The organism is Psychromicrobium lacuslunae, from assembly GCF_000950575.1.
GTDB classification, from domain to species: Bacteria; Actinomycetota; Actinomycetes; order Actinomycetales; family Micrococcaceae; genus Renibacterium; species Renibacterium lacuslunae.
The window spans coordinates 3,501,985-3,527,901 of the sequence record NZ_CP011005.1 but is presented as its reverse complement, the minus strand read 5'-3'; the positions used below and the strand labels follow the sequence as shown (position 1 = coordinate 3,527,901).

The following is a 25,917-nucleotide window of genomic DNA, read 5'->3' as shown; positions in this document are numbered from 1 at the left end:
TGCGCATATTTGATTGTATTACGTCAAATAAGATCACAAAAGAGCATATGGCGAAGAGTTGCCGGACTAATCCAGGTGCGTCGGGGCAAACATCTGCAATAAGGTTTCCACCACCACGACATTGGGGCCATCAGCGGCAAAGCTCTCCTTGAGCGCCTGTCCCACTTGGGCAGCCTCAACCCGGCGGGCTGGCACACCGAAGGACTCCGCGAGGGCCACGAAATCCGGCCTGGCCAGCTCGGTGTGGGTTGCCTTACCGAAGGCCCCCACCATGTACTCGCGCAAGATGCCATAGCCGCCGTCGTCGACGATCAACCAGGTGACCGGCACATTATGCTGCTTAGCTGTGGCCAGCTCAGCGATTGAGTACATTGAGGAGCCGTCGCCGGAAACAGCCAGCACCCGGGCCGGCTTGCCGTGCGCGGCCAAGCCGACTGAGCCGCCGATAGCGGCCGGGAAGCCATAGCCCAGACCTCCAGCACCCTGGGCCGAGTGAAACTCGCCGCCGCGAGCGTCCCAGCAACTCCAACCCCAGTAAGCGGCAATAGTCATATCCCAGAAGGTCTGCATATCATCCGGGACAGCGGCACGGATATCGGCCATGAACTGGCGCTCCTTGGCCAGGTCCTGACTATCCAGTCGGGCCATCACTTTGCTGAGCGTCTGGGCAACTAGCTCTTCGGGGCTTTCACCGTGCCATTGCGATTTTTGCTCGGCGAGCGCCGCAGTGCTGAGTGCCTGGTCAATCGCCTCAAGGGCTTGGCCAGCATCGGCCCGAATACCCAGTCCCGGCCGGTTAGACTCAAGGACCCGAGGTTCGGCGTCAATTTGAATGATCCGGCCCCGCGGCTCAAGGGTGAAGTAATTGCTGGTCACCTCACCCAGCGAAGAGCCGACGACCACTAGAACATCTGCATCCTCCAACACCTCGGTGACGTAACGGTCCTCTACCCAGGACTGCAGCGACAGCGGGTGCAGCCACGGGAAGGCCCCATTGCCGCCAGGGGACGAGACCACTGGCGCCTTGAGTTTCTCCGCAATGGAGAGCAAAGCTGCCTCAGCGTGCCCACGCCGGGCGCCGCCACCGGCGACGATGGCGGGGCGGTCGGCCTGAGCCAGCCACTTCACCGCCTCCCTCACCAGCTCAACCCGAGGTGGATTGTCGAAGGGTTCAGCGAGCGCATCTTCCACCCGCGGCACCACAATGGGATCCAGCAGTACGTTCTGCGGAATCTCAATCCAGACCGGCCCTTGCGGGGAGGAGACAGCCTCCGTCCAAGCATCCTGAATGGCGCTGGGAATGCCTGAGGCATGCTGAATCAGTCGCTGGCTCTTAGTCACATTCGCCGCCGAGGCTTTTTGATCGTCGAGTTGATGCAACATCCCTTTGCGGCGCGCACCCAGACCGTCAAGTGGAATCTGGCTGGCGATCACCACCATTGGCACCCCGGTGGCATAGGCTTCCTGCAAGCCAGCTAAGGAGGTCAGTGCGCCGGGCCCGGTGGAGAGGAAAAGCACGCCGACTTCACTACTGGCCCGGGCGTAACCATCAGCGGCAAAGGCGGAGTTGTTCTCCACTCGCGAGGACACAAAGTGCAGATCGGAGCGGCTCAGCGCGTCGAAAAGACCGAGAGCATGCTGCCCCGGGATGCCGAATACCGTTTTGGCACCTAAGGCCTGCAGGGTTTCGACGACCAGGTCACCGCCGTTGCGCACATCGCGCTCAACGTTCTCGGCTCGGGCGTCACTCATTGGCTATCTCCTGCGCTCGGGGTGTGCAGATCCTGTTCGCGGCTCACGCCGTCGGCCAGCAAAGTTACCAAATCATAGGCAACGTGGGAGGCGGCGACCCCAGTGATCTCCGCGTGGTCGTAGGCCGGAGCGACCTCGACGACGTCGGCACCGACTAGGTTCATCCCCCGCATGCCGCGCAGGATTTCCAGCAACTCGCGGCTGGTGATGCCGCCCGCTTCCGGGGTGCCTGTGCCGGGAGCATGCGCCGGGTCAAGCACGTCGATGTCAATCGAGATGTAGAGCGGCCGACTACCTATCCGGTCGCGCAGCTTAGCGACCACCTCGTCAACGCCTTGCCGGAAGACGTCTGCCGAGGTGACAATACCGAAGCCAAAGCGACGGTCGTCTTCCAGGTCTTTTTTGCCATAGAGCGGCCCGCGAGTGCCGACGTGGCTAATCGCCTCGGTGTCTAGAATGCCTTCCTCCACCGCGCGGCGGAAGGGCGTGCCGTGCGTGTATTCGGCACCGAAGTAGGTGTCCCAGGTATCCAGATGAGCATCGAAGTGCAGCATCGCCACCGGCTCACCGGCGCGTTGCGCAGCGGCGCGCAGCAGCGGTAGCGCGATGGTGTGATCGCCGCCCAGGGTGAGCAGTTTTGCGCCGCGTCCATTGGCATCCGGAGCGGTCAGATCTAGTGCGTTCTGTTGGATCTCCTCAATCGCTTCATTGATATTGAAGGGATTCACCGCCATATCGCCGGCGTCGGCGACCTGAGCGAGTTCGAAAGGTGAGAGCTGCTGGGCGGGGTTGTAGGGCCTCAGCAAGCGCGAGGCCTCGCGAACGTGGTTGGCGCCGAACCGCGCACCGGGCCGGTAGGAAACCCCGCTATCAAAGGGCACGCCAACTACTGCGATATCAGCCTGGGAGACCTGGTCTAGGCGTGGTAGCCGAGCAAAGGTTGCCGCTCCGGCATAACGAGGAATTCGGGAAGAGTCGATCGGGCCGATCTTGCCGTCGACTTCAATGCGCTGCTCATTCATGTGACCCATGCTACAACCTCAAGTTGCTCAGTGTGAATCAAATGTTTCTCAACAAGCACCTAAGACTTTAACGCAAGGGTTCACGTGTCAACAGTATCGGCGAAATAACGATACTGCCGGTGGCAGCCAGGCCCTGGTACCACCGGCAAGATCCGTTATAACCAGCGACCGTAACGTCGCACGAAGAGCACCTTGATCCCCTGGGTGAGCAGGCAATAGGCAGCCAGGGTGCCAATCAGCCAGGGGAAATAGGTCCACGGAAGGCTGACCAGTCCGAGCGAATGACCGAAATTACTGAACGGCAGCAGCAGCGCAAACAAGCAGACTGCCCCGGTCAAAAGCAGCACCGGCCAGGAGGCTCGGGACTGCAGGAACGGTACCCGACCGGTCCGGATCATGTGCACGATGAGTGTCTGTGAAATCAGCGATTCGACAAACCAGCCGGACTGGAACAAGGCAGCTTGATCGACCGAGTTTGCGGCAAAGACAAACCACATCAACGCAAAAGTGCTGAGGTCGAAGACCGAGGAGATCGGCCCAATGGTGACCATGAACCGGGCCAAGCCCTTGGTCTCCCACTTCTGCGGCTTGTCAAGGTACTCCTTATCCACTTTGTCCCATGGCAGCGAGAGCATCGAGAGGTCGTAGACCAAGTTCTGTAGCAGCACCACCACCGGGATCATCGGAATGAACGGCAGCAAGGCACTTGCCACCAGCACCGAAAACATATTGCCGAAGTTCGAGCTAGCCGTCATCTTGATGTACTTAATGATGTTGCCAAAGGTACGCCGTCCCTCCTGAATGCCCGCCTCCAGCACCATCAGATCCTTGCGCAGCAAAATGATATCGGCCGATTCGCGGGCAATATCGACGGCGGTGTCCACCGAGATCCCGACGTCGGAGGCACGTAGTGCGGCCGCATCATTAATGCCGTCGCCCATGAACCCGACGGTATGTCCATTGGTTTGTAATTGCTCAACTATCCGCGCTTTCTGCAGCGGGTTGACCTTGGCGAAGATAGTTGTCCGCTCCACCGCTTCGGCGAAAGCCGCAGCGTCACCGTCAAGTAGTTCGAGTTCAGCTCCGGAGAGTAATTCAGCGGAGCCCTCCGCGGCAATACCAACCTGTTGGCAGACCGTCCTGGCAACTAACTCATTGTCACCGGTGATCACCTTGACCGCTGTGCCGTGTCGATGCAGCGCAGCAATCGCCGCCGCGGCAGATTCCTTCGGCGGGTCGAGGAAGGAGAGGAATCCCACCAGGGTCATCTCCTTTTCATCGGCCACCGAATAATCTTCGCGACGGCTTGCGGTCGCGGTGGCGAGCGCCAGCACACGCAGCCCCTCGGCGTTCTGGCTGTCCACCAGTTCGCTGAGTTCCGCCCGATGGGCCGCGGTCAACGGATGGGAATGTCCTTTCACCAGCACGCTGCCACACACTTCGAGCACTTCCTCTACGGCACCCTTGGTGATCATCAAGGGAGCGCTACCACCCTCGAGCACCACCGTCATCCGGCGGCGAGAGAAGTCAAAAGGTACCTCGTCAATCAGCGTGTAAGCAGTTTCCAATTCGGTCAGCAGCTCTGGTCCCGCGGCATCGAGCACGGCGCGATCCAAGAGATTCCGCAGCCCGGTTTGGAACCGCGAATTCGCAGCCGCCATCCGCAGCACCCGAAGGCTCGAGCTGCCGTGCACATCGAGATGACGCTCCAACACAATGCGATCCTCGGTCAGCGTTCCGGTCTTATCAGTGCACAGCACATCCATTGCGCCCAGGTTCTGGATGGCATTTAGCCTCTTCACGATCACCTGATGCTTTGACATCTTGACCGCGCCCCGGGCCAGATTCGCGGTCACAATCATCGGCAGCATCTCAGGCGTCAGCCCCACCGCGGTGACTAGGCCGAAGAGGAAGGCGGTGGTCCAGTCCTTGGTCAGGCCATTGACCACAAAGACCAAAGGAACCATCACCAGCATGAACTTGATCAGCAGCATGCTGACCTTCTTGACTCCGTGATCGAAGCTGGTTTCCGGCCGCTTTCCGGTCAGCTGCGCACTCATCGCGCCGAAGTAAGTCTGCGCGCCGGTGTGAATAACCAGCGCGGTGCCGCTCCCCGAGGTCACCGAGGTACCTTTGAAACCGAGGCTATCGGCCTCCAACAGGTTGTGCTGGTTCAAGTCCATCGCGGTCACCGGGGTTTTTTCGGTCGGCAGAGACTCCCCGGTCAGCATTCCCTCATTGATCTGCAAATCCTTAGTCCGCAGAAAACGCACGTCCGCGGGAATCATGTCCCCGGCCGCGAGCTCCACGATGTCGCCGGGTACTACCTGCTCGATCGGAAGCTCCGCTGTCAGCGGTTCACCGTACTCATTCTGACGGGTCACCGCGGTGGTGGTCTGCACCATTGACTGCAGCGACTGAGCAGCCTTTCCGGAGCGATATTCCTGCCAGAAACGCATCCCGACCGAGACCAACACCATCACGCCCAAAGTTGCCACCCCTTTATAGGAGGGCCCTTCTTCCGGATCGGCCAGAATCACGTCGGTAAAGAGCATCACCACCGCGAGCACACAGAGGATCCACACAAAGGGGTTGTTAAAAGCAGCAAGGAACTGGAGCCAGGCCGGTGCTGGCTTATCGTGATTGACCTGATTAGGCCCGAACCGTTCCGCGGCGTCCGTAACCCGGATGGGCGAAAGCCCACGCTGACTGCTGTGGAATTGCGCAAGCAGTTGCTCCGGTGGCGTTACCGCGGCGACAGCTAGTGCTTGGTTCTGTTCTGCCAAGCGATCGGCAAGCAGTTGGTTGCGGCGGCGGCTGAGTCCTCTTTTGAAGGTTGAAATGCGGCCCGGTGGAGTGACCGGACGAGGGGTTGTGATCTGCATGATGTTGCTCCTTTTCGGCAGCACAAGATGAGCGCTCTCCGGATCCTGAACAGATCACGGCACGCCAAAAGTGTCGGTTGTGGTGGCCCCAGCGGGGCGGTATTGGCCCTAAAGGGCGGGAATCTCCCGGGCGGCTTTAGCCGACGAGCGGCGTTAGCCGAGCGGGAGAGGGTTTATCGCCAGAACTCATGGTTCGCTCCCCTCCTCCAGCAGGATGCTCTGCCAATCACGAAGCTACGTGATGGATGAGAGGTACGGCAGCTCGCCGTGATTTGCCCCTCCTCGTCAGACCTTTGGCACTTCGCGTCGTAACCCGGGGTATCGGGAGCCAATCGGGATCACCCCTTAGGCCGGGGTGGTCTGTCCTGATCCGGGGCGTCTCTCGACGTTTGGGATCGCTGGCTTGTGTCCGCGAAGGAGCCTCAGCTATCGAGTGGCACCTTGCCTTTTCACTATACCTCAGCGCTGGCGGTTAGTTGACCGTGCAGGCTTCCGCAATGGCGACCTGCTAGCTAGCCAGCCGCTCGCCAGCGCTCAACTTCGGGAGGCCGCTGGCACCAGGATCCACAACGCCTCGACCGGCTCTGCGCTGCGATTGACCCAGCTATGCGGTTCGCGTCCGGGGAAGGAAAGCGTGTCCCCCGCGGCCAGATCATAACTCTCATTAGTCAGTATCACTGTGAGTTGTCCCTTGACGATGTGCAGCACATCAACATCGCAATCCACCGCATACAACTCACTTTCCCCTCGACCATGGGGCTCGATATAGGCGCTGAGCAGTTGTAAGCGACGCTCGGAACGCGCGGTGAGCAAGCGCTCCACAATCCCTTCACCACCGAGCGATATCCGTGGCGCCTCATCATGTCGTTGCAGATGGATCTCCGGCGCCGAGAAGAGATCTCCCATTGAGATGGAGAGCACCTGGCAGAGCGTCACCAGGGAGGCAACACTTGGCGAAGTCAGATCGCGCTCAACCCGACTCAAGAATCCCTTGGTCAACCCGGTCACCTCGGCCACCTGATCGATGGTGAGACGCTGCGCTTGACGGGCCGCCCGAATGCGTGAGCCAATGGCGACCGGAGCCATACTCGGTTCGACCGGAAGAGCTTTCACAGGGACCCTTTCTTGGAGCAGACCTTGCCCGGCTCAATAATAGCTTCCCGGGAAAGCTTGACTGTTAGCTACATCACCTCTTAGCCTAGCAAGCAACATCTGTTGCCTGGAAGGCAATTTAGGAGCATCGTGGTCATCAACATCATCATCGTTATCGCTTATCTCGCCGCCATGCTGCTTTTTGGCTTCTGGGGCAAGAGCCGCACTAAGAATAATGCGGACTTTCTGGTAGCCGGGCGACGCCTCGGCCCCTTCCTATACACCGGTACGATGGCGGCCGTGGTGCTCGGCGGCGCTTCAACTGTGGGCGGCGTGGGTCTGGGCTATAAGTTCGGCATCTCGGGGATGTGGCTAGTGGTGGCGATCGGCGCTGGCGTGCTGCTGCTCAGCCTGGCTTTCGCTGGGACTATCCAGAAACTCAAAATTTACACCGTCTCGCAAATGCTTAGCCTGCGCTACGGGCACCGCGCCACCCAGACCTCTTCAATTGTGATGCTGGCTTACACGCTGATGCTCTGTGCCACTTCGACCAGCGCCTACGCCACCATCTTCGTGGTGCTCTTTGGCTGGGAAAAATGGTTGGCGATTGCTCTTGGCGGCGTGATTGTGCTGGTCTACTCCACGATCGGCGGGATGTGGTCGATCACGCTGGCTGATATGGCCCAGTTCGTGATCAAAACCATTGGCGTTTTCGCACTCATGCTGCCCTTCACCCTCGGCGCTGCCGGCGGCTGGGAAGGCATTCGGGCCCGGGTCGACGCGAGCTTCTTTCAACTCGACGGCATTGGCGTGCAAACCATTGTCACCTACTTCGTGGTCTACACTCTGGGGCTGCTGATCGGCCAGGACATCTGGCAACGGGTGTTCACCGCTAAATCGCCTCGGGTCGCCCGCTGGGGTGGCGCCACGGCCGGCATCTACTGCATCCTCTACGGTGTCGCGGGAGCCGTGATCGGCATGGCCGCATCGGTTGCGCTGCCTGCCATTGATGTCGCCAAAGAAGGTAAGGATGTGGTTTACGCTGAGGTGGCGTCGAACCTGCTTCCGATCGGGATAGGCGGTTTGGTGCTGGCTGCTGCGGTCGCCGCAATGATGTCCACCGCTTCCGGCGCGCTGATTGCTGCTGCCACCGTCGCCCGCGCCGATGTGGTGCCTTTCGTTGCCAGCTGGTTCGGTCGGGGTAAGCAAAGGGTCGATAGCGAAAATCCCGAGCATGATGTGAAGGCCAATCGGCTATGGGTGCTGGGACTCGGCATTGTCGCTATTCTGCTCGCCATCGTGGTGCCCGATGTGGTCGCTGCGCTCACCATTGCTTACGACATTCTGGTCGGCGGACTGTTGGTGGCCATCTTGGGTGGGCTGATCTGGAAACGCGGCACCGGCATTGCCGCCGCCGCGTCAATGGCGGTAGGCACCCTGGTAACCCTGACGCTGCTGACCTTATACGCCACCGGTGTTATCCCCAGCGCCGACGGTATTTACGCCAATGAGCCCATCTACTGGGGCCTGGGCTGCTCCCTGCTGGTTTACCTGATTGTCTCGCTGCTGTCGAAGCGGACTCCGAGCAGCGTCCGTGAAGCCTGGCAGCAAAGACTGGCTGGCGCAACCGCGAAGGAACGCAAGGTTTCAGAACCGCAGCTTTCTGAATCTGCGTAATATTTCGCCGGACCGGGCGGCTGTGGGTTTAGAGTGAAGTTGCTTCATGAGTTGTGGTCGCCTGCCAATAGGCAAAGCTCCGACTGACCACACGCCAACCCCAAGTTCACGGGTGGCTCGGATGACGAAGCGACTCGGCGGGCCGCGAGACAAACCCGCAGGGTAAGAGCTCTCGTCCTGGAGGCGGTCGCCTTGTCCGGATCCGATTCCGTGCTCCCAGTGGTTGATACCGTGCTGGGCACTGTGAATTTTAGCGTCCGAGGTGAGTGGTACAGCTTCTGGAGCAGGGAACCCGCCGCCCTCGTTGCTGCGCTAAGCAACTCGGTCGGCCGCTGTTGCTGGCAGCCAGCAGCCAATTTGCTGGTGGTCCCGGTCGCCAAGACCGGTCGCCGGGCCGGCGAACAACTAAGCTTTCGGTTGTTACCGCATTCAGCGGAGAACGCCGATCAGCTGGCGCGTCAGGGTCATCACGGCTCGCCCTCCTCGCCGACCGGCTCTCCTTCGCGATAGCCCGAAAGTAGCTGAAGGAGCGAGCGCTTAGAGCCGCAATTCGGCGGCTAAAGTTGAGCTGTAGCTGAGCTGGCTATTGAGGCAAACGTTCTCCGGTTATTGAGGCGAGCCGAACTTTTTCGCGGAGGGAAACCGGCCGAAAAACCGCTAGATTTAGGGCTAAAGTGGAGATGTGACCACGTTATCCCCAAGCCCAGAGCAGGCCAGCAAGGCCCAAATAAAGCGTTGGCGAACCCACCTGGCTGATGAGCGAGCCGAGGCTGCGGTGTACCGCGCCCTGGCCACCAAGCGGCAGGGTGAAGAACGCGATATTCTGCTCGCCCTCGCCGAGGCGGAAAAACGGCACGAGCATCATTGGCTCAACCTGCTCGGCGAGCACGCCGCCGCACCTCGCCGAGCCTCGCTGAACAACCGACTGTTGGGCTTCCTGGCCCGTCACTTCGGCTCGGTCTTCGTGCTCGCCCTGGCGCAGCGAGCCGAGTCCCGCTCCCCTTACGCCACCGATGCGGATGCCACCCCGGCGATGGCGGCCGATGAGGCCATTCACGAAGAGGTGGTGCGCGGCCTGGCCACCCGAGGCCGCAATCGACTTTCCGGTACCTTCCGCGCCGCGGTCTTCGGTGCCAACGACGGCTTGGTCAGCAACCTCTCCCTGGTGATGGGCATGGCCGGCGCTGGCTTGGCACCGCATCTGGTGCTGCTGGCCGGCATTGCGGGCTTGCTGGCCGGCGCACTTTCGATGGGCGCGGGCGAATACGTTTCGGTACGTTCGCAACGAGAGCTACTCAGCGCTTCCAAACCCACTCAAATCACTCTCTCAGCAGCCAAGGCTCTTGATATTAACGCGAATGAGTTGGTGCTTGTCTATCGGGCGCGCGGCATGACGCCTGAGGAGGCGGAGCACCGAGCGGCGGAACGGATGGGTACCTTCAGTTGCGACTGCAATCCCAGTTTGTCTTTGCGGCCCGAGACTGAGAGCGAAAAGGGCACCGACGAGCATGAAACCATCGGCACAGCGCTGGGGGCCGCGGTTTCCAGCTTCTGCTTCTTCGCTTCGGGCGCTATTATTCCGGTGCTGCCCTACCTTTTCGGGCTGAGCGGCTTTGTCGCCATCATCGTAGCGGCCGTGCTGGTTGGAATTGCTCTGCTGGCCACCGGCGCCGTAGTCGGCCTGCTCTCCGGGGCGCCACCGCTGGCTCGCGGTATCCGCCAGCTGCTGATCGGCTTCGGTGCTGCGATTGTCACTTACCTGCTCGGCCTATTATTCGGCACCACCACGGCCTAGGCTCGGCCACTTCACCTCAGCTGAGGAACTGCACTGCTTCAGCGACGGAGTCGGCGAGCAGGATCTTTGCGGCCATAGCACGCCCCTCGGCTAGGGTATTCAGCAGCGGCCACACCGGCAGTTGCTCGGTCCAGTACTGGCGTCCTAGGAGCACCATCGGCGCCGACGACGCCGCCGAGGCCGCCGAGGCGTAGTAGTTTTCGCAGCCGTCTTGGAAGATCTCCTGCACTGTCCCGGCGGCACCGGGCAGGAAGACAATACCCCCGGTACAACGCTCCAGTAGCACCGCTTCACGGACAGCATTAGCGAAGTATTTAGCGATCTGGCTGGCGAAGACATTCGGCGGTTCATGTCCGTAAAACCAGGTTGGAATGCCAAGGTTTTGCACACCGTCCGGGAAGCGGTCGAGAACTTGTTGAGCGACCAGCACCCAATCGCTCACCGAAGGTTTGAAATCGGGCACTTCGGCAAGTTTCGCCAGCGCCCAGTCCAGTTCGGCGGTACTCCGCCTGCTCAGCCAAGCACCGAGATTGGCCGCTTCCATCGCCCCCGGACCTCCACCGGTTGCCAGCAGATATCCCGCCCGCGCTATCCCAGCAGCCAACTCGGCAGCTTGGGCGTAAGCCCCACTGCCGCGGCTGATCGCGTGACCACCCATCACCCCGACGACTCCGCGGCTGGCAAGTTCGCCGTTGAGGAAGTCGTCCAGCGCATCGCCGATTGAATGATCATGCATGGCCGTCGCGAGGGTGCCGTCAAGGTTGCGCGGCGCGGTCAGCGTCCACTGGTAAATACGACCGTCCGTCGTGGCCTCATAGCCATCGCCGATCCCCTGGTAAAGTTCGCCGCCGGTATACAGTTTGGCCCGATAAGAATCGAAAGGAACACCCGGCAGTACCGGGAAAAGCAGAGCTCCGCGGGCGCGCAAGCTGGCTTCCACTCCGGCGTCAAAAAGGCAGCCGAGAAAGACTGCCGATTCAACACTCAGACCAGAAAAATCAACGCCCCGCAGGTCCAAGGATTGCAGATGCCAGCCGCTGAGCGAACTCTCGCCCGCTGCCAGCAGCGCCTGGAACTGGGTAAGATCTTCCACCTCGAGATTGCGTGCGCTCATTGCTCAGCCCGACCGCCCGCACGAAAATGCGCCTCTAGCTTCTCCAGAGTTCTTTCAATGCCGCGCACATTCCGCCTGGTGAACCCGCTCAACCGAAGCAGCCAGCGGCGCCGCACCTCACGCGCATCCCATTGCTCGGTAAGCTGCGTGCCACCCTCCACGGGCTCCAGCAGATAGCGCCAAATATGCCCATAGAAGTGCCGCCAGGCAATACGTCGCCCCTCCTCAAACTCGATCACATAGTTCATCACCTTGTAGGGCGCGCCGATTCGCATTTCCATCGCGAACTTCGCGCCTTCCGAAAGTCTTTCCGGACCATTCGGCAGGGCATCACGCACCGAGTTCGAGCCATCTATCACCGCGTGCATCGCCGGGGTGGCGAGCAGTTCAAAGATCTGCTCAGCACTGGCCGGAATGAATCGTTCCCGGGAAATGAAGTAGGGACTTGGGGCACTCATGGCCTCAGCCTACTTCGCGGTAGCCGCCTCTGGGGTATCAGCACCCTGCTGCGCCGGCTCTAAATCAATTGTCTTCCGCAGTGCCCGTTCCTTAATGAAGAGTACCGATAGCAGGGCGACCACACCGATGACCGCTGAAATAGCGAAAATCATCGCGGTAGCGTCGCCATAAGCGGCGCGAATGATATTCCGAATCGGCTCCGGCATGTCCACCAAGTCCAAGCTGCCGGAGCTGGCTGAGCCGCCCGCCGGCACACCGAGCTTCGCTAGCCCGCTAGAGGACAGCTCGCTCACCCGGTTCGCCAAGACGGCACCGAGCACCGAAACGCCGACCGCGCCACCAAAGGAGCGGAAGAAAGCCACCGAGGAACTGGCCGAACCAATGTCCTGCGCCTTCACGGTGTTCTGCACGGCGAGCACCAGGTTTTGCATCAGCATGCCAAGGCCAAGACCGAGAATGGCGATGTAAATACCGACTAAGGTCAGGTCGGTGGCGTGGTCAATGGTGGCGGCCAGTCCAAGCCCGCCAATCATCAGCACCGAACCGGCGACCAGGAAGATCTTCCAACGGCCAAACCGCGAGATCAGCTGACCGGAAACCACCGAACCGATCAGGTTCCCCGCAATCAGCGGCAACATCAGCAGACCCGCTTGGGTCGGTGTGGCACCGCGAGAAATCTGGAAATACTGGCCCAAGAAGCTGGAGGAACCAAACATCGCGACTCCGGTGGCCACCGAGGCTAGAATCGCCAGCGCGGTGGTGCGCTGAGTGATGATCTTGAGCGGGATGATGGGCTGGCTGACTCGCGATTCAACGAACACCATGGCGACCAGAAGCAATAGGCCGCCACCGACCATCAGGGCACTCTGCCAGGACCACCAGTCGTAGTAATCAGCCTTGCCCGCGAAGGAAACCCAGATCAGAATCAATGAAACACCGGCGGTGAGCAGCGTTGCCCCGGCCCAGTCAATTTTCGCGGGACGGCGCACGTGCTTGATCTTCAGCGTCTTTTGCAGCAGCACCAGAGCGATCACGGCGAGCGGCACGCAGACGTAGAAGGTCCAACGCCAGCCCAGCGGGCTATCGACAATCAAGCCGCCCAGCAAAGGGCCACCCGCGGTTCCCACCGCCATCACGGCGCCCATATAGCCGGAGTATCGACCGCGCTGCCGCGGTGGAATCATGGTGCCGATAATCGCTTGCGCGAGCGCCGTCAGGCCACCCATCGCGATGCCTTGAATCACCCGGGCGGTGAGCAGCAGCGGCATATTGTCTGACAAGCCTGCCATCACCGAGCCGATCACAAAGATCACAATGCTCAATTGCACCAGCAGTTTTTTGCTGAACAGATCAGCAAGTTTGCCCCAGATTGGCGTGGTTGCAGCGTTGGCTAGCAGTGCTGCGGTGATCACCCAAGCAAAGTCCGTCTGGGTGCCCTTGAGATCGGAGATGATCGTCGGCAGCGCATTCGCCACGATGGTACTACTCAAAATCGCGGTGAAGAAGGCGGCGAGCAAGCCGGTCAGCGCCTCAAGGATCTGGCGGTGCGTCATCACCACGGCATCGACCGACTCCGCGGTCTCCGGGGCTTTACTCGCTACGTGGTTGGCCATAACGGCTCCGATCTGTGTTGCTTTGGTCCACTCAGTGGAATTCGGCAAGCTTTGAGGAAAGTCTTTCAATCAGGCCGATAGCCTGCTTGGCCTCGGCTTCATCCCAATCGGCTAGGGCTTCCGCCAATCGTTCGGAATTACGTTGCTCAACGGCCGCTAGTTCCGCCCGCCCCTGCTCCGAAAGACTGAGCTGAGTCGCCCGCCGATCCAGCGGGTCGGCGCTCCTGAGCACCAGGCCGCGATTGACCAGTTCAGCGAGTTGTCGACTCAATACCGACTCCCCAATACACAATTGGCTTGCCAACTCGGCCGCCCGGAGTGGGCCCTGTGAATCCAAGGCCCGCAGCAGCGCCCGGTAGGCAACTCGACCGGCAATTCCGGCGTCGGGCATCGAAACGTGCCGAAGTGCTTGGTGAAATTCCGCAATCTGCTCCACCAAGCACTTCGCCGTCGAAAATTCCAGAGTCATTAACTCTCCCGCATTGCTTGCTCTAAGCAACTATATTCATAATAGTTGCCTACGTCAAACAAGTTGTTTACACAGCTTCGGAATCATCGAAAGCCGTGTGAGCCACACCCATCACCAGCACGCCCTGGAACAACGAGGCGAGCGGGCATTCCGGCTGAAACTAGGAGAGGTTGAGCTGCTCTAATTCATGCGCCAGCTCGGTCAGCTCCGCACCACCAGCCATTTGGGTGGTGAGCTCTTGCAGGGTGACGTCTTTCTTCTCATAGTAGCCAATCGACCTGCCGCGCTTGAGCAGCAGGAATCGGTCGCCCACCGGAAAGGCATGGTGCGGATTATGGGTGATGAAAATGACGCCTAGGCCACGGTCCCGCGCCTGCAGGATGTAGCGTAAAACCACGCCGGATTGCTTCACGCCAAGCGCCGCCGTGGGTTCGTCCAGAATCAGCACCTTGGCACCGAAATGCACTGCCCGCGCTATCGCTACGCATTGCCGTTCACCACCGGAGAGCTGACCGATCGGCTGCTCGACGTTACGCAGGTCAATGCCCATCTCAGCTAACTCGCGCTTAGTGATCTCTTTCATTGCTTGTACGTCTAGGCGGCGAAACGGCCCGGCCCCTTTGGTCAGTTCGGAGCCGAGAAAGAAATTCCGCCAGACCGGCATGAGCGGCACCACCGCAAGGTCTTGATAAACCGCAGCAATTCCGAGGTCGAGTGCCTCACGCGGCGAAGAGAGCGTGCGTTCCGCGCCCATCACCCTCAGAGTGCCCTCGTCGTGCTGATGCAAACCTGCCAGAATCTTGATCAGCGTTGATTTTCCAGCTCCGTTATCCCCCAAGACGCAGGTCACCCGGCCATTATCGACGGCCATCGTAATATCTCGGAGCGCCAAAATATTGCCGTAGCTCTTGCCGATCCCCTCTAGCGAGATCAGGTGTGCATCAGCATCGGTCAGCGGGTCCAGCGATTCAGTCATTATTTCCTCTCCGCACGGCGCTTCACCACGAGATTCACTAGGGTGGCTAATAGCAGCATCAAACCCAGGAAGAACTTGAACCAATCAGGGTTCCACTGCGCATAGACAATGCCTTTATTCGCCATCCCAAAGATAAAGGCACCAATAGCGCCGCCAATAGCTGAGCCATAGCCACCGGTCAACAGGCAGCCACCAATTACCGCGGCAATGATGTAAAGGAACTCATTGCCCACACCCTCCCCCGACTGCACTGCGTCAAAGGCGAAAAGGTTGTGCATGCCCAGTAGCCAAGCACAGAAGCCCACGCCCATAAATAAACCTATTTTTGTCTTAGCCACCGGAACGCCCACCGCGCGCGCCGCTTCCGCATCGCCGCCCACCGCGAAGATCCAGTTCCCTATCTTGGTGCGCAGCAGGATCCAGGAAGCCACCGCTACCAGCACGATCCAGAACAGCACGGTGATTTGGATATCCACACCGCCAATTTTGAAAGTGGCGGCGAAAATCGCCTTGGCCACGCTGAAGCCGTCCATATCGGAGATCGTGGGTGAGGCCACCGCGCCACCTACCAGCCGGGTCAAGCCCAGGTTGAGCCCGGTCAGCATGAGAAAAGTGGCTAGCGTGACAATGAAGCTCGGCAGCTTGGTTTTGGTGAGAATCCAGCCGTTGAGAAAGCCGATCCCGAGCGAGACCAACAAGGCGAGGCCCACCCCCACCCAGACGTTGAGCACGAAATACCAACTAAACAAGGAAGCGGTGAGGGCCGAGGAAATCACCGCGACGCCGGTTGACAGGTCGAACTCACCACCGATCATCAGCAGCGAAACCCCAACGGCCATAATGCCGATGGTGGACGCACCGTAGAGCACGGTGGCGAAGGAAGCGGGTTGCAAAATTACCGGTGCGACGATCACGAAAAATACCAGGACCACGACGGCGCCCACCAACGAACCAACTTCCGGTCGGCTGAGCAGCCTTTGCAGCGGGCTCCGGCTGCGCATTCGCTCGTCGATGATGGCCGGGTTCGCCACGCTCATCTAATGCCATCCTTGGCGAACTTCAGGACCGCGTCGACATTGTCCTTATCCACAATGGCCGGCCCGGTGAGCACTGGCTGGCCACCGCCCAAGCTAAATCCGCCACGTAACTGCTGCCAGAAGTACTCGACGGCCATATAGCCCTGCAGCCACGGTTGCTGATCAACGGTGAAGATGATCTTGCCGTCCTTGATCTGCTGAGCGAGTTCCGAGTTCAAATCGAAGGAGGCGACTTTTGCTTTCGAGCCGGTCGCCTCCACTGCTTTCAGTGCGGTCAGTGTAAACGGCGCACCAAGCCCGATCACCACGTCCGCGGTCGGGGTGGCTTGCAGTTTTGAGGTAATTGTCGAAGAAACTTGGGTCATATCCTTGCCCGGCACATACAGCACCTCGGTCGCCGGAACCTTGGCTTTCACGCCGGCACAACGATCCTCCAGGCCCACATTGCCCTGCTCATGGATAACGCAAATAGGGTGACTGTAGCCCTCGGCCAGCAGCTTGTCCCCTACTGCATTGCCAGCGACCTTATCGTCGGCTCCGAAGTAGGCCTGAGCACCAAGACTTTTCGCTACTGACTCACCGGAGTTAATCACCACCACCGGGATGTTTGCCGCCTTAGCGTTGGCCAGCACGCTTTTCAAAGCGTCTGGTTTGGCCAGCGTGACAGCGATACCAGATACCTTCTGATCGATCGCCTGCTGGATGAGCTGCGCCTGCCGCGGTCCATCATCATCAGCGGTGTAGAGCAAATTCACATTGTCCTTAGCCGCGGCCTCCTCGGCGCCGCGACGGACGATATCCCAAAAGGTGTCCCCGGCTCCGGAATGCGAAACTAGCGCAATGGTGATCCTTGGGGTGTTAACAGCTGGCCCGGCGGCGCCATTAGCATTTGGCTGCGGCCGGCCGCCGGTCGAAGAACATCCAGCTACCATCACCGCACTCAGCGCCAAAGCCGCAGTCAGCGCTATCAGTCTTGGTCTTTGGCGTGCTCGCCTACTGCCTCCGAATGGGGACACCGTGAACTCCTTTGGTCTGGGCAATACTCACATCATGAGTGACAAAAGTCACAACTGTCAATAGAATGTCCTGACATACTGACATTATTACTTTTAGGAGGATTCTATGCGGCTTGGCTTAGTAGGGGTCGGTCGGATCGGGATGATGCACGCCCGAAATCTATTGGCTTTACAGCCGCAGCCCGAGCTCTTACTAGCCGATGCCCGGCCCGGTACCGCCGAACAAGCCGCCGGTGAACTAGCGGCTGGCTCGCCCCGGACGGTTGATCAGCTTTTGCAGAGCCGACCGGACGCCATCGTCATTGCCGCCGCCACCCCGGCTCATCGGCCTCTGGTAGAACGGGCGGTCTTGGCGGACATCCCCGTCTTTTGCGAAAAACCGGTCGCTCCGACAACCGAAGAGGCTCTGGCCCTCAGCTCCTTTATTAGCGATCATGAGGGCGTGGTACAGATCGGCCACCAGCGACGTTTCGACCCGGGATATCTGCGCGCCCGCAGCGCATTCAACTCCGGCGAACTAGGCTGGCTGCATTCGCTACGCGCCATTACCGCGGATGCCAGGCCACCGGCAATTGAGTTCCTCGCCAGCTCCGGTGGTCTTTTTCGCGATTGCAGCGTGCATGATTTCGACATCATCCGCTGGATTACCGGCCGCGAAATCGTCCAGGTCTACGCTCAAGGGTCGAATAAGGGAGATCCGGCGATTGCCGAGGTCGGCGATGTGGACACCGCAGCCGCGCTACTGACCCTTGACGACGGCACCTTGGCCACTGTACTCGCCAGCCGCTACAACGGTGCGGGGCACGACGTTCGCCTGGAATTGCAGGGCAGCGAAGGTTCGCTGATGGTCGGACTTGACTCGCACAGCGCATTTCGCTCGGCCGAACCAGCAGGCGATTTCCCGCGGGGAACTGCCCACTCTAACTTCGCCGAACGCTTCGCCGAAGCCTACCGCGCTCAGCTCGATGCCTTTATGGCTCTGGTCCGAGGAGAGATTGAGAACCCATGCACAGCTCACGACTCGGCGGCAGCTTCAGCCATCGCCGACGCCGCGCAGGCTTCACTGGAATCCGGGGAAGCGGTGCGGCTGCCAGCCCCAGGAAAGTAGTATTGTCCTGACAAAGATTCCACTTCCAAGGATGCGAGGGCGAGCTAATGGTTAGCGGCTTGAATATACCGATCGACCGCACCTCTCCGGTACCGCTGTACTACCAGGTGGTCCAAGGCATCGAGGCCGCCATCCATAGCGGAGTATTGGAGCCCGGCAGCAAGCTCGACAATGAGATTGAGCTTGCCGCACAGTTGAAACTGTCAAGACCCACCATGCGCAAAGCGATGGATGATCTAGTTCGCTCCGGCCTACTTGTTCGCAAGCGCGGCGTTGGAACGCAAGTCGTCTCCCGCCAGGTGCGGCGACCTTTGGAGCTTTCCAGCTTGTTCGACGATCTAGTGCGCGACGGCAGCAAACCTCATACCGAGGTGCTCAACTTTGCGCATATTGAGGCTCCTCAGGCCGTTGCCGAGCAACTCGGCTTAGCCAGTGGCGCGATGGTTTATCACTTTGGCAGGCTCCGCACGGCTGGCCGGAAGCCGCTGGCATTAATGGAGAACTGGGTCCGCGACGACCTCACCGAGCTGACTCAGAGCGAACTCGAAAAGCATGGTTTATACCAGTTGCTGCGCTCGGCCGGAGTGAACTTCTCCCTAGCACATCAGCGGATCGGCGCCACCATAGCGAACGGTTACCAGGCCGAACAACTGGAAACCGAGCCCGGCTCAGCCCTGGTCACCATGGAACGCACCGCGGTGGATGACCTGGGGCGTTCAATTGAGACCGGACGACACGTCTACCGAGCCGATTCCTATAGTTTCGAGCTCACCCTGGTGCAGCGCTAAGCGCTCTGTGCCGACCACTAGCACTGATCTACCCGACTGATTTAGCAGCACCATCTAGCAGTGAGCGAGGTTCAGCATGACAGAGTGGGTCTACCCGCGCGGCAGTGCGCAACAGGGCGAGTGGGATGTCTCCTTAGGCGGCTTCGATTCCAGCACTGAGGTGCCTGGCTGGCGGCACACCGGGCTCAAAGTCGCTACCCTGGAGGCCGGTGACGCAGTGCAGATTCCTGGCGCGGCCGAGGAACGGCTGGTGATTCCACTCAGCGGCTCGTTCCAGGTCCAAGTGGCCGGGGATGCCGGCGTTGAATATTTTGAGCTGGCCGGCCGTAACTCTGTTTTTGCCGGGCCCACTGATGTCGCCTACGCCGGGATCTGGTGCACCCTAACGGTGAGCAGCGAGGCGGGCGGACGGGTAGCCATCGCCACTGCCGCCGCCACTGAGCCTTTTCCTGCCCTCCGACTGGCCTCGGAGAATGTGCCAGTCGAGCTAAGGGGCGCCGGGAACTGTTCCCGCCAAGTTCATAATTTCGGCACCCCGGGAACCTTAGCGGCTGATCGTTTCATCGTCTGCGAGGTGCTCACCCCCGCCGGAAATTGGTCTTCCTACCCGCCGCATAAACACGACGTCGAGCAGGACGGTGAAAGCTCGCTGGAGGAAATCTATTACTTTGAGACCATTGCGGTGGACAGTGCTGCCGCCGACTCCGACCCGATCGGATATCAGCGCGTCTATGCCTCTGACGACCGCCCGATTGATATCGCCGCCGAGGTACGCAGCGGCGACGTGGTGCTAGTGCCCTATGGCTGGCACGGCCCGGCGATGGCCGCTCCCGGCTACCATCTCTACTACCTCAATGTGATGGCCGGGCCGGGCGAGCTGCGGCAATGGCTGATTAATGATGACCCGCATCACGGCTGGGTGCGGGAAAGTTGGGAAGATCAGCAGGTTGATCCCCGACTACCGTTCGGACCGTAGGGACTAAGGGCACCACAAACGCGGTCGAACCCACTTCTTCACTTTAAACCGATGAGTCATCAGAAACTGTCCAAAGCTGTTCCTGCAACCAGTTGTCCGGAAACCCCATCGATCGCTTTGATAACTGGGCAGACTCAGGGAAATCAGCAACTAGTGTCGCCACACGCTTAGGCCAGGCGCTTCCCGGCTCTATCGTTCTCAATAGATATGCAATAACTGCGAAGGCCGAATATACACCAAACTCCTTGGGCATCTCTCCTGACCTCAGGTGCGCCAGTAAAGGGATTTGATTGTTCGGCGGACGACTCGGTGGGTACACAAGTTTTCGATTGAATAATCGAGCATGGTGAGCAGCTACATTGCGAACATAGTTTAGCGAGGCTACCCAACTGCTCATCCACTGTTTTCTTGGCACCTCAAACGCCTCCGCAATCGCAGTGGCCAGGTCATTTTGAAGTGCTCGGTAAAGCTTTCCCAGCTGCCCTAACTCCATAATTTCGGTTAGTACCCAGATGGGCAAATTACCATCATATTTATTAGTAAAATGTTTAACGAATTCCTCTTTGGAACTATCCTGACTGTGCCTGAGGTGAGCTTTCCATTGATCGAACTTACTTGTGGTGTGACCTGAACCCTCTTCTTCTGACTCATCCTCAATGAGGATCTGCTCAGTGAATCCAGCAATAAACGTAGACTCTGCTAGGTGCGCATAAGGCGATCTTTGTCCGAGTATGTATCCAATCTGCATTCTCAGTGAAACTTCGACCCGCTCAATTCCGTCGAGGATTAGAAGGCGAAGCTTACGATCAAAATCAATGAGTTTCTGGACCTGGGTAACCGAAGTACCTGGTTGATAGTCGCTGAGGATGGTTCTGACTTCTTTGCCATTCCCATCGGTCCAAACCATCGATTTTCGGAAAGGATAAAGATATCCCGTGAGACGATAATACCCAGTGGCAAGCAGCAGCCGTTTACACGCTGCTGAGTCAGTCACTTCAACGCCTCGGCTGCGAAGTTTATTGACCTGCTCTTCGATCGAGAGCCACTCTTTGGTGTACTCAACCACGGTAACCTCAGATACTAAAAGAAAATCAGCCCGAGCCATGAGGCGAGCGGGCTGATCGTGATATGAATATCATAACACGATCCGCCGACCGCATTCATTGTGCGGTGCCCTGCCGGTGATCGCCGGTGCGGCCGTCAATGAGTTCGCGGATAATGTCGAGATGCCCGGCGTGCCGGGCGACTTCCTCCACCATGTGCACCAGCACCCAGCGCATGGTCACCGTCGCGCCGTGCCAGGCAGTACCAGTGTCTTCCACCTGGTATTTAGCGATGGCTGAGTCCGCTGCGGCTCGAGCGCGCTCGTAGTAGCCGAAGATCTGCTCAGTACTCTCATCCGGAGCTACCCGCAGATCCGCTTCCGGATCGTCGGTATCGAACCAGGGCTCTTCCTCCGCCTCGCCGAAGGTGCCGCAGAACCAGCCATATTCCACGTAGCCGAGGTGCTTCAGCAGACCGAGCGGGCTGGTGCCGCTGGGCGTTACTCGCTGGCGCAGTTGCTCATCGCCCAGCCCCTCGAGTTTCCACAGCACCGCGTCTCGGTGCCTGTCCAGACTGGCCTTGAGTGTCGTCTTTTCGTCCGCGTCATAAGGTACTCGCATGGCCAAACAATAACAACGGGCACCCACACCGGCAATCGTCACCGGGCCTTAAACCAGCTCGGGGCCGTCATCCGAAGATGACGACCCCGAGGTACTGAGCGGATTGACCGCCTGAGTACTTGACTAGTGACCGGAAGTGTCGATCTGCTGCTGACGCTGCTTCTGCACCGTCTGACCAACCTGATGCAAATCATCAGCAACCTTATTCAGGTTCTGCTTATGCTGCGGCCACTCAGTGTGCTTGAAGTTATTAGCATCCGGACCATTCCACTGCACCGAAGTAGCCTTGGAATCCAAACCATTAACAGCCTGATGAATCTGATCAACAGCCTGATTGATCTTCGTGATCAAATCCTGCATATCTTCCGGATTGCTACCGAGGAATGCTTCACCCATGAGACGCACCTTTCGTATAAGAGCCCCGGAAGATCCGGCAAACTCTGAACCCAACCGGCCCATCCGGCTGAGCTATTAGTAAAACCTTATAAAGCAATCAAAGTAACTGTCGATGGGGAGAACTCCCCAGAGAGGGCTACCCATCCCGGCGCACGAAGGACCGAGACTGACTTGTGCTCAACGATAGAGTTCTGGTTTGTCGGCAAGTTCTACCCGAACCGGCCCGGAGCTGTGCTGCGCCGCGACTCCGGCTTCGCAACAGGCGGCGGTGGCATAACCGTCCCAGGCGCTCGGTCCACCGATCTCGCCCCGCCGAGCGGCATCCACCCAGCGCTGCACCTCAACGTCGTAAGCATCGCCAAAGCGCTCAATGAAGCTCGGCGTGACTTCGCCCAGGCCGATGTTCACGGTGCCGTTTTCGAAGACGGCCTGAGTCGCCACCTCGTAGCCGTAGCGCGCATTAACGAAGATTTCGACATCCGCCAGCAGTCCAGATTCAGTTTCAATCAGCACCTGCTGCGGATCATCGATACCTTCCGGAGCGAGACTTGTGCCACGCCCGCGCCGCACCTGAACCGAAGCGATCTCCTCGTCGCTCAAGAAGCGGATCGCATCAAACTCATGAACCACTGAATCGGTGATCAACATCGATTCAGTAAAATCAGGCAGGGTGTCTGGGTTGCGATGCGCGCAGTGCAGCATCAGCAGCTGCCCCTTCTCGCCCTCGGCGATGATGCGCTTGAGCTTTTGATAACCGGCATCGAATTGCCGCATGAAACCCACCTGGATGCGTTTCCGACCCAGCGCCACTTCGGCCTGCACCACTCGCCAGGCCGAGGCCGCGTCCGGGGTCAGCGGCTTCTCACAAAGGATCGGTAGGTCATGCGCCAAAGCCTCCAGCAGTGCTTCCTCATGCAGAAACCCAGGGGTGGCAATCAGCACCGCATTCACTTCGGGCAACGCTAAGGCCTCCCCCAACGTGGCCAGCGCACGAGCGCCCACGCTCTCGGCTGCCGCACTGGCCCGGGCTAAGTCAATATCCACCACGGCCGCCACCGAAGCTCCGGTGATTTTGTGCTCTAAGCGGGAAATATGGTCGGCACCCATCCGCCCCGCGCCGATCACCGCGACTTTCAATTGACTGGTTTCCGGTTGGCTGGTTTCGTTGCTCATGGCTGATTCCTCTCAGACAATTCGGATCTCAAGCTAGCCGGGTTCGCGAACCGCAGGAGAGTAGATAGTCCTTGGTTCGTTTGGCGATCGGCATTGGCTTGGCAAAGTCGCAGGGGTACATATCCTGTTCCACAATGCCGAAAATGGGACGGTTCAGCGCTTCGACAGCGTCAATCACCTCACGAAGATCAGGTAAACCGGATGGCGGCTCGGTCATCACACCGGCGAGATTGGCCGCTGCCCAGGTCAAGTTCTGCGCCCTCACGGTGGCCAGAATATTGGGATCGACTTGCTTGAGGTGCAGGTAACCGATCCGCTCTGGATATTTGCGAATCAGCTCCACGCTGGAGGCTCCGCCGTATTCTGCGTGACCGGTGTCCAGGCACAGCGTGACCGTCTCGGGGTCAGTATCCTTCAGGAATCGTTCGATCTCCGGTTGAGCGCAAACATGTGAGTCAGCGTGGGAGTGAAATTGCTGTTGTAGGCCGAACTCTTGCTGCAGCACGGTGCCTAGTTTGTTGTGACCGTCAACCAGGCTTTGCCAGGCTGCCGCGTCCAGAGTGCCACTTTCCACTGCTTGGCCGGTGACATCATCGCGCCACATCGCTGGGATCACCACGATGTGCTGGCCCCCCAAAGCCGCGGTCAGTTCAGCCACTCTGCGGGCAGGCTCCCAGGCAGCTTGCCACTGTTCTGCACCGCGGTGAAAAGCGGTAAACACCGTGCCCGCACTAATCTTCAGATTCCGTTGCGCCAACTCCTCAGCTAATTCGGCCGGTTCAGCGGGCAAGTAGCCGTAGGGGCCGAGTTCGATCCAGCGATAACCTGACTCAGCCACCTCGTCGAGAAAGCGCCGCCAGGGAGTTTGCTGCGGGTCATCGGCAAACCAAACTCCCCAGGAATCCGGAGCGGTGCCAATAATGAGCTTGTTCTCAGTCATCACGTTGCTTTCTGTCGTCAAGCTGGCCTGTTCTCTCTTCGGAAGCAGCGCCCAGCAAGGGCCGCTGCATGCTCTTTTGCTCCTCGTAGCGTTGATAGGCGGCCCTGGTGCTGGCCAGTTCCGAGGTTTGGGAAACCGGCACGTCCCACCAAGACTCGGAGGATGGCGCATCAATCAGTGGGTCCGATTCAATGTGGATCAGGATTGGTCCGCTGCCCTCGGGTAGCGCCTTAGCCTCGGTCAGCGCCGCACCCAATTGCGCGGTGTCGTTAACCCGCAGCACCTTAACGCCCAAGGATTCGGCGTTAAGGGCCAGGTCGATGGGCAATTTGGCCCCCTCGTCAAAACTGTGCCGCCCAGCGTCGAGTTCGCGGTACTTCGTACCGAATCGCTGCGAGCCAAGCGATTCCGAAAGCGCCCCGATTGAGGCATAGCCGTGGTTTTGGATCAGCACCACAATGAGTTTCAAGCGCTCCGCTACCGCTGTGACCAACTCGGTGTGCATCATCAGATAGGAGCCATCCCCCACCATCACCACTACGTCACGAGAAGCCGCACCGCGTGCGACTTCGTCGAGCACTGCCCGTTTGAGGCCGAGACCGCCGGGAATCTCATAGCCCATACAGGAGTAGGCATATTCAACGTGATAGCCGAAAGGATCCCGCACTCGCCACATTTTGTGCAGGTCACCGGGCAGCGAACCGGCGGCGCAAACCACCACGTCGCGCGCGTCCATGGCGTTATTGACCGCGCCGATAATGGCGTTCTGGCTGGCCAGCTGAGTACCCCGCTCGGCGAAGGCCTGATCCACTATCTGATCCCAGCGTTGTTTCTGCGCACCAATACCACCGCGCAGTTCCTCGGAGACTCGATAGCCAGCGAGTGCCTCACGGAGTGCTAACAGGGCTTTTCGAGCATCAGCCACCACCGGAAGTGTCGCGCCGAGCTTATAGGCGTCGAAGGCGGCAATGTTGATATTCACGAAGCGTAACTCCGGGTTCTGAAAAGCAGTCCGTGAGGCGGTGGTGAAATCCTCATAACGGGTACCGATGCCAATCACCAGATCTGCCTCGGCGGCCAGCACATTGGCTGCTGTGCTGCCGGTGGAGCCGATGGCTCCCAATGATTGCGGATGATCCCAGGCCAGCACTCCGACGCCAGCTTGGGTATTGGCCACCGGGATCCCGGTTTCTTCCGCCAATGCCTGCAGTTGATCATCAGCGAAAGCGTAGAGCACACCGCCGCCGGCAATAATCAGCGGTCGTTTAGCTGCCCTGATCAGTCTGGCGGCTTCGGCAACGTCTTCGCGCTCCGGTTCGGGACGGCGGATCCGCCAGTCGCGCTCCTGCAGGAATTCCTCGGGCACCTCGAGAGTCTCGGCTTGCACATCCTGTGGCAGGCTGAGCGTGACCGCCCCGGTCTCCGCTGGATCGGTGAGCACCCGCATCGCGGCAAGTAACGCCGAGTAGAGCTGCTCCGGTCGGGAAATCCGGTCAAAGTACTTCGAAACCGGGCGGAAGACATCGTTGACCGAGGTATCACCGGAATCGAACCGTTCAAGTTGTTGTAGTACCGGATCGGCCACCCGGGTGGCGAAGATATCCGAAGGCAGCAGTAGTGCGGGCAGCCGGTTAGTGGTGGCCAAGGCGGCACCGGTGACCAAGTTGGTTGATCCCGGGCCGATCGAGGTGCTCACAGCAAAAGTTGCCCGACGCCGGGTGTGCCGGGCATAGCCGACCGCTTGGTGGACTTGAGCTTGCTCATTTCGACCCTGGTAGTAAGGCATCAGAGCGGGATCTTTCAACTGGGATTGTTTGAGCGCCTGCCCCACCCCGGCCACATTACCGTGACCGAAAATGCCGAAAATGCCCGGAATGGTGCGTTCCCGGTAAGCCTGCTCCGCGATTCGATCAACCGTGTACTGCTTGGCTAGGAAAGTCACCAGGGCTTGAGCCACCGTCATTT

Annotated in this window: 22 protein-coding genes, 1 pseudogene and 2 riboswitches; of the genes and pseudogenes, 6 read left to right on the top strand and 17 right to left on the bottom strand. The window is 59.5% G+C overall.

What is annotated here, in order from left to right:
- Positions 1-66: 66 nt before the first annotated feature.
- The 4 genes from UM93_RS16630 to UM93_RS16615 all read right to left on the bottom strand — a co-directional run bounded on the left by UM93_RS16630 (position 67) and on the right by UM93_RS16615 (position 6,772).
- Positions 67-1,752 carry a thiamine pyrophosphate-binding protein gene (locus UM93_RS16630; protein ID WP_045076578.1) on the bottom strand — a complete coding sequence of 562 codons (1,686 nt, stop codon included), beginning with the start codon at positions 1,750-1,752 and terminating at the stop codon, positions 67-69.
- A complete protein-coding gene (gene speB, locus UM93_RS16625) occupies positions 1,749-2,774 on the bottom strand; it encodes an agmatinase (protein WP_045076577.1) in 1,026 nt (341 codons plus the stop codon). Before speB ends, UM93_RS16630 begins: the two co-directional genes overlap by 4 nt.
- A 155-nt stretch (positions 2,775-2,929) precedes the next feature.
- Positions 2,930-5,659 (bottom strand): magnesium-translocating P-type ATPase, encoded by a 2,730-nt coding sequence (gene mgtA / locus UM93_RS16620; protein WP_082057209.1) that lies wholly within the window; start codon positions 5,657-5,659, stop codon positions 2,930-2,932.
- Between the two features lie 271 nt (positions 5,660-5,930).
- Positions 5,931-6,100, bottom strand: a riboswitch (M-box (ykoK) riboswitch).
- Positions 6,101-6,193: 93 nt separating this feature from the next.
- Entirely contained in the window at positions 6,194-6,772 is a 579-nt protein-coding gene (locus UM93_RS16615) for a cupin domain-containing protein (RefSeq protein WP_045076576.1), read from the bottom strand.
- Positions 6,773-6,943: 171 nt separating this feature from the next.
- Here UM93_RS16615 and UM93_RS16610 point away from each other — a divergent pair, with 171 nt between their 5' ends.
- The 3 genes from UM93_RS16610 to UM93_RS16600 all read left to right on the top strand — a co-directional run bounded on the left by UM93_RS16610 (position 6,944) and on the right by UM93_RS16600 (position 10,223).
- Complete coding sequence (locus UM93_RS16610) at positions 6,944-8,428, top strand: sodium:solute symporter family protein (protein ID WP_082057307.1); 1,485 nt, start codon at positions 6,944-6,946, stop codon at positions 8,426-8,428.
- Between the two features lie 42 nt (positions 8,429-8,470).
- Positions 8,471-8,603: riboswitch (SAM riboswitch) on the top strand.
- Positions 8,604-8,620: 17 nt separating this feature from the next.
- Entirely contained in the window at positions 8,621-8,938 is a 318-nt protein-coding gene (locus UM93_RS17785) for a hypothetical protein (RefSeq protein WP_045076574.1), read from the top strand.
- 172 nt (positions 8,939-9,110) lie between these two features.
- Positions 9,111-10,223 carry a VIT1/CCC1 transporter family protein gene (locus UM93_RS16600; protein WP_045076573.1) on the top strand — a complete coding sequence of 371 codons (1,113 nt, stop codon included), beginning with the start codon at positions 9,111-9,113 and terminating at the stop codon, positions 10,221-10,223.
- Between the two features lie 16 nt (positions 10,224-10,239).
- Here UM93_RS16600 and UM93_RS16595 read toward each other — a convergent pair whose 3' ends face one another.
- The 7 genes and pseudogenes from UM93_RS16595 to UM93_RS16565 all read right to left on the bottom strand — a co-directional run bounded on the left by UM93_RS16595 (position 10,240) and on the right by UM93_RS16565 (position 16,823).
- Positions 10,240-11,337 (bottom strand): LOG family protein, encoded by a 1,098-nt coding sequence (locus UM93_RS16595; RefSeq protein WP_045076572.1) that lies wholly within the window; start codon positions 11,335-11,337, stop codon positions 10,240-10,242.
- Positions 11,334-11,795, bottom strand: coding sequence for an SRPBCC family protein (locus UM93_RS16590; protein WP_045076571.1), 462 nt, complete (start codon positions 11,793-11,795; stop codon positions 11,334-11,336). Before UM93_RS16590 ends, UM93_RS16595 begins: the two co-directional genes overlap by 4 nt.
- A gap of 45 nt (positions 11,796-11,840) precedes the next feature.
- Positions 11,841-13,409 (bottom strand): annotated as a pseudogene (locus tag UM93_RS16585) (MDR family MFS transporter); the annotation flags it as partial.
- A gap of 31 nt (positions 13,410-13,440) precedes the next feature.
- Positions 13,441-13,878, bottom strand: coding sequence for a MarR family winged helix-turn-helix transcriptional regulator (locus UM93_RS16580; RefSeq protein WP_045076569.1), 438 nt, complete (start codon positions 13,876-13,878; stop codon positions 13,441-13,443).
- 160 nt (positions 13,879-14,038) lie between these two features.
- Complete coding sequence (locus UM93_RS16575; RefSeq protein WP_045076568.1) at positions 14,039-14,854, bottom strand: ATP-binding cassette domain-containing protein; 816 nt, start codon at positions 14,852-14,854, stop codon at positions 14,039-14,041.
- Positions 14,854-15,891: an ABC transporter permease gene (locus UM93_RS16570; protein WP_045076567.1), complete on the bottom strand. Its 1,038-nt coding sequence runs from the start codon at positions 15,889-15,891 to the stop codon at positions 14,854-14,856. Before UM93_RS16570 ends, UM93_RS16575 begins: the two co-directional genes overlap by 1 nt.
- Complete coding sequence (locus UM93_RS16565) at positions 15,888-16,823, bottom strand: substrate-binding domain-containing protein (protein ID WP_045077682.1); 936 nt, start codon at positions 16,821-16,823, stop codon at positions 15,888-15,890. The genes UM93_RS16570 and UM93_RS16565 overlap by 4 nt, the downstream gene beginning before the upstream one ends.
- A gap of 190 nt (positions 16,824-17,013) precedes the next feature.
- On the opposite strand from UM93_RS16565, the gene UM93_RS16560 reads away from it, so the two are divergent.
- The 3 genes from UM93_RS16560 to iolB all read left to right on the top strand — a co-directional run bounded on the left by UM93_RS16560 (position 17,014) and on the right by iolB (position 19,779).
- On the top strand, positions 17,014-18,015 hold the full coding sequence (locus tag UM93_RS16560; RefSeq protein ID WP_045076566.1) for a Gfo/Idh/MocA family protein: 1,002 nt from the start codon (positions 17,014-17,016) through the stop codon (positions 18,013-18,015).
- 47 nt (positions 18,016-18,062) lie between these two features.
- Positions 18,063-18,803, top strand: coding sequence for a GntR family transcriptional regulator (locus UM93_RS16555; protein ID WP_045076565.1), 741 nt, complete (start codon positions 18,063-18,065; stop codon positions 18,801-18,803).
- A gap of 76 nt (positions 18,804-18,879) precedes the next feature.
- Positions 18,880-19,779, top strand: coding sequence for a 5-deoxy-glucuronate isomerase (gene iolB, locus UM93_RS16550; RefSeq protein WP_045076564.1), 900 nt, complete (start codon positions 18,880-18,882; stop codon positions 19,777-19,779).
- Positions 19,780-19,822: 43 nt separating this feature from the next.
- Here iolB and UM93_RS16545 read toward each other — a convergent pair whose 3' ends face one another.
- The 6 genes from UM93_RS16545 to iolD all read right to left on the bottom strand — a co-directional run bounded on the left by UM93_RS16545 (position 19,823) and on the right by iolD (position 25,915).
- Positions 19,823-20,845, bottom strand: a complete 1,023-nt coding sequence (locus UM93_RS16545; RefSeq protein ID WP_052664003.1) for an Abi family protein — start codon at positions 20,843-20,845, stop codon at positions 19,823-19,825.
- A gap of 94 nt (positions 20,846-20,939) precedes the next feature.
- Positions 20,940-21,443, bottom strand: a complete 504-nt coding sequence (locus UM93_RS16540) for a DinB family protein (RefSeq protein ID WP_045076562.1) — start codon at positions 21,441-21,443, stop codon at positions 20,940-20,942.
- Between the two features lie 123 nt (positions 21,444-21,566).
- Entirely contained in the window at positions 21,567-21,839 is a 273-nt protein-coding gene (locus tag UM93_RS16535) for a WXG100 family type VII secretion target (RefSeq protein ID WP_045073117.1), read from the bottom strand.
- Positions 21,840-22,016: 177 nt separating this feature from the next.
- Positions 22,017-23,012, bottom strand: coding sequence for a Gfo/Idh/MocA family protein (locus UM93_RS16530; protein WP_045076561.1), 996 nt, complete (start codon positions 23,010-23,012; stop codon positions 22,017-22,019).
- 28 nt (positions 23,013-23,040) lie between these two features.
- A complete protein-coding gene (locus UM93_RS16525; protein WP_045076560.1) occupies positions 23,041-23,952 on the bottom strand; it encodes a sugar phosphate isomerase/epimerase family protein in 912 nt (303 codons plus the stop codon).
- Complete coding sequence (iolD, locus tag UM93_RS16520) at positions 23,945-25,915, bottom strand: 3D-(3,5/4)-trihydroxycyclohexane-1,2-dione acylhydrolase (decyclizing) (protein ID WP_045076559.1); 1,971 nt, start codon at positions 25,913-25,915, stop codon at positions 23,945-23,947. The genes UM93_RS16525 and iolD overlap by 8 nt, the downstream gene beginning before the upstream one ends.
- Positions 25,916-25,917 lie beyond the last annotated feature (2 nt).

Excerpts from the sequence above, each read along its gene's own strand:
- UM93_RS16570 (WP_045076567.1), bottom strand. The coding sequence starts at position 15,891 with ATGAGCGTGGCGAACCCGGCCATCATCGACGAGCGAATGCGCAGCCGG.
- UM93_RS16610 (WP_082057307.1), top strand. The coding sequence starts at position 6,944 with ATGCTGCTTTTTGGCTTCTGGGGCAAGAGCCGCACTAAGAATAATGCG.
- UM93_RS16590 (WP_045076571.1), bottom strand. The coding sequence starts at position 11,795 with ATGAGTGCCCCAAGTCCCTACTTCATTTCCCGGGAACGATTCATTCCG.
- UM93_RS16630 (WP_045076578.1), bottom strand. The coding sequence starts at position 1,752 with ATGAGTGACGCCCGAGCCGAGAACGTTGAGCGCGATGTGCGCAACGGC.
- iolD (WP_045076559.1), bottom strand. The coding sequence starts at position 25,915 with ATGACGGTGGCTCAAGCCCTGGTGACTTTCCTAGCCAAGCAGTACACG.
- speB (WP_045076577.1), bottom strand. The coding sequence starts at position 2,774 with ATGAATGAGCAGCGCATTGAAGTCGACGGCAAGATCGGCCCGATCGAC.
- UM93_RS16535 (WP_045073117.1), bottom strand. The coding sequence starts at position 21,839 with ATGGGTGAAGCATTCCTCGGTAGCAATCCGGAAGATATGCAGGATTTG.
- UM93_RS16580 (WP_045076569.1), bottom strand. The coding sequence starts at position 13,878 with ATGACTCTGGAATTTTCGACGGCGAAGTGCTTGGTGGAGCAGATTGCG.
- mgtA (WP_082057209.1), bottom strand. The coding sequence starts at position 5,659 with ATGCAGATCACAACCCCTCGTCCGGTCACTCCACCGGGCCGCATTTCA.
- UM93_RS16595 (WP_045076572.1), bottom strand. The coding sequence starts at position 11,337 with ATGAGCGCACGCAATCTCGAGGTGGAAGATCTTACCCAGTTCCAGGCG.
- UM93_RS16530 (WP_045076561.1), bottom strand. The coding sequence starts at position 23,012 with ATGAGCAACGAAACCAGCCAACCGGAAACCAGTCAATTGAAAGTCGCG.
- iolB (WP_045076564.1), top strand. The coding sequence starts at position 18,880 with ATGACAGAGTGGGTCTACCCGCGCGGCAGTGCGCAACAGGGCGAGTGG.
- UM93_RS16560 (WP_045076566.1), top strand. The coding sequence starts at position 17,014 with ATGCGGCTTGGCTTAGTAGGGGTCGGTCGGATCGGGATGATGCACGCC.
- UM93_RS16575 (WP_045076568.1), bottom strand. The coding sequence starts at position 14,854 with ATGACTGAATCGCTGGACCCGCTGACCGATGCTGATGCACACCTGATC.
- UM93_RS16540 (WP_045076562.1), bottom strand. The coding sequence starts at position 21,443 with ATGCGAGTACCTTATGACGCGGACGAAAAGACGACACTCAAGGCCAGT.
- UM93_RS16555 (WP_045076565.1), top strand. The coding sequence starts at position 18,063 with ATGGTTAGCGGCTTGAATATACCGATCGACCGCACCTCTCCGGTACCG.
- UM93_RS16565 (WP_045077682.1), bottom strand. The coding sequence starts at position 16,823 with ATGGTAGCTGGATGTTCTTCGACCGGCGGCCGGCCGCAGCCAAATGCT.
- UM93_RS16525 (WP_045076560.1), bottom strand. The coding sequence starts at position 23,952 with ATGACTGAGAACAAGCTCATTATTGGCACCGCTCCGGATTCCTGGGGA.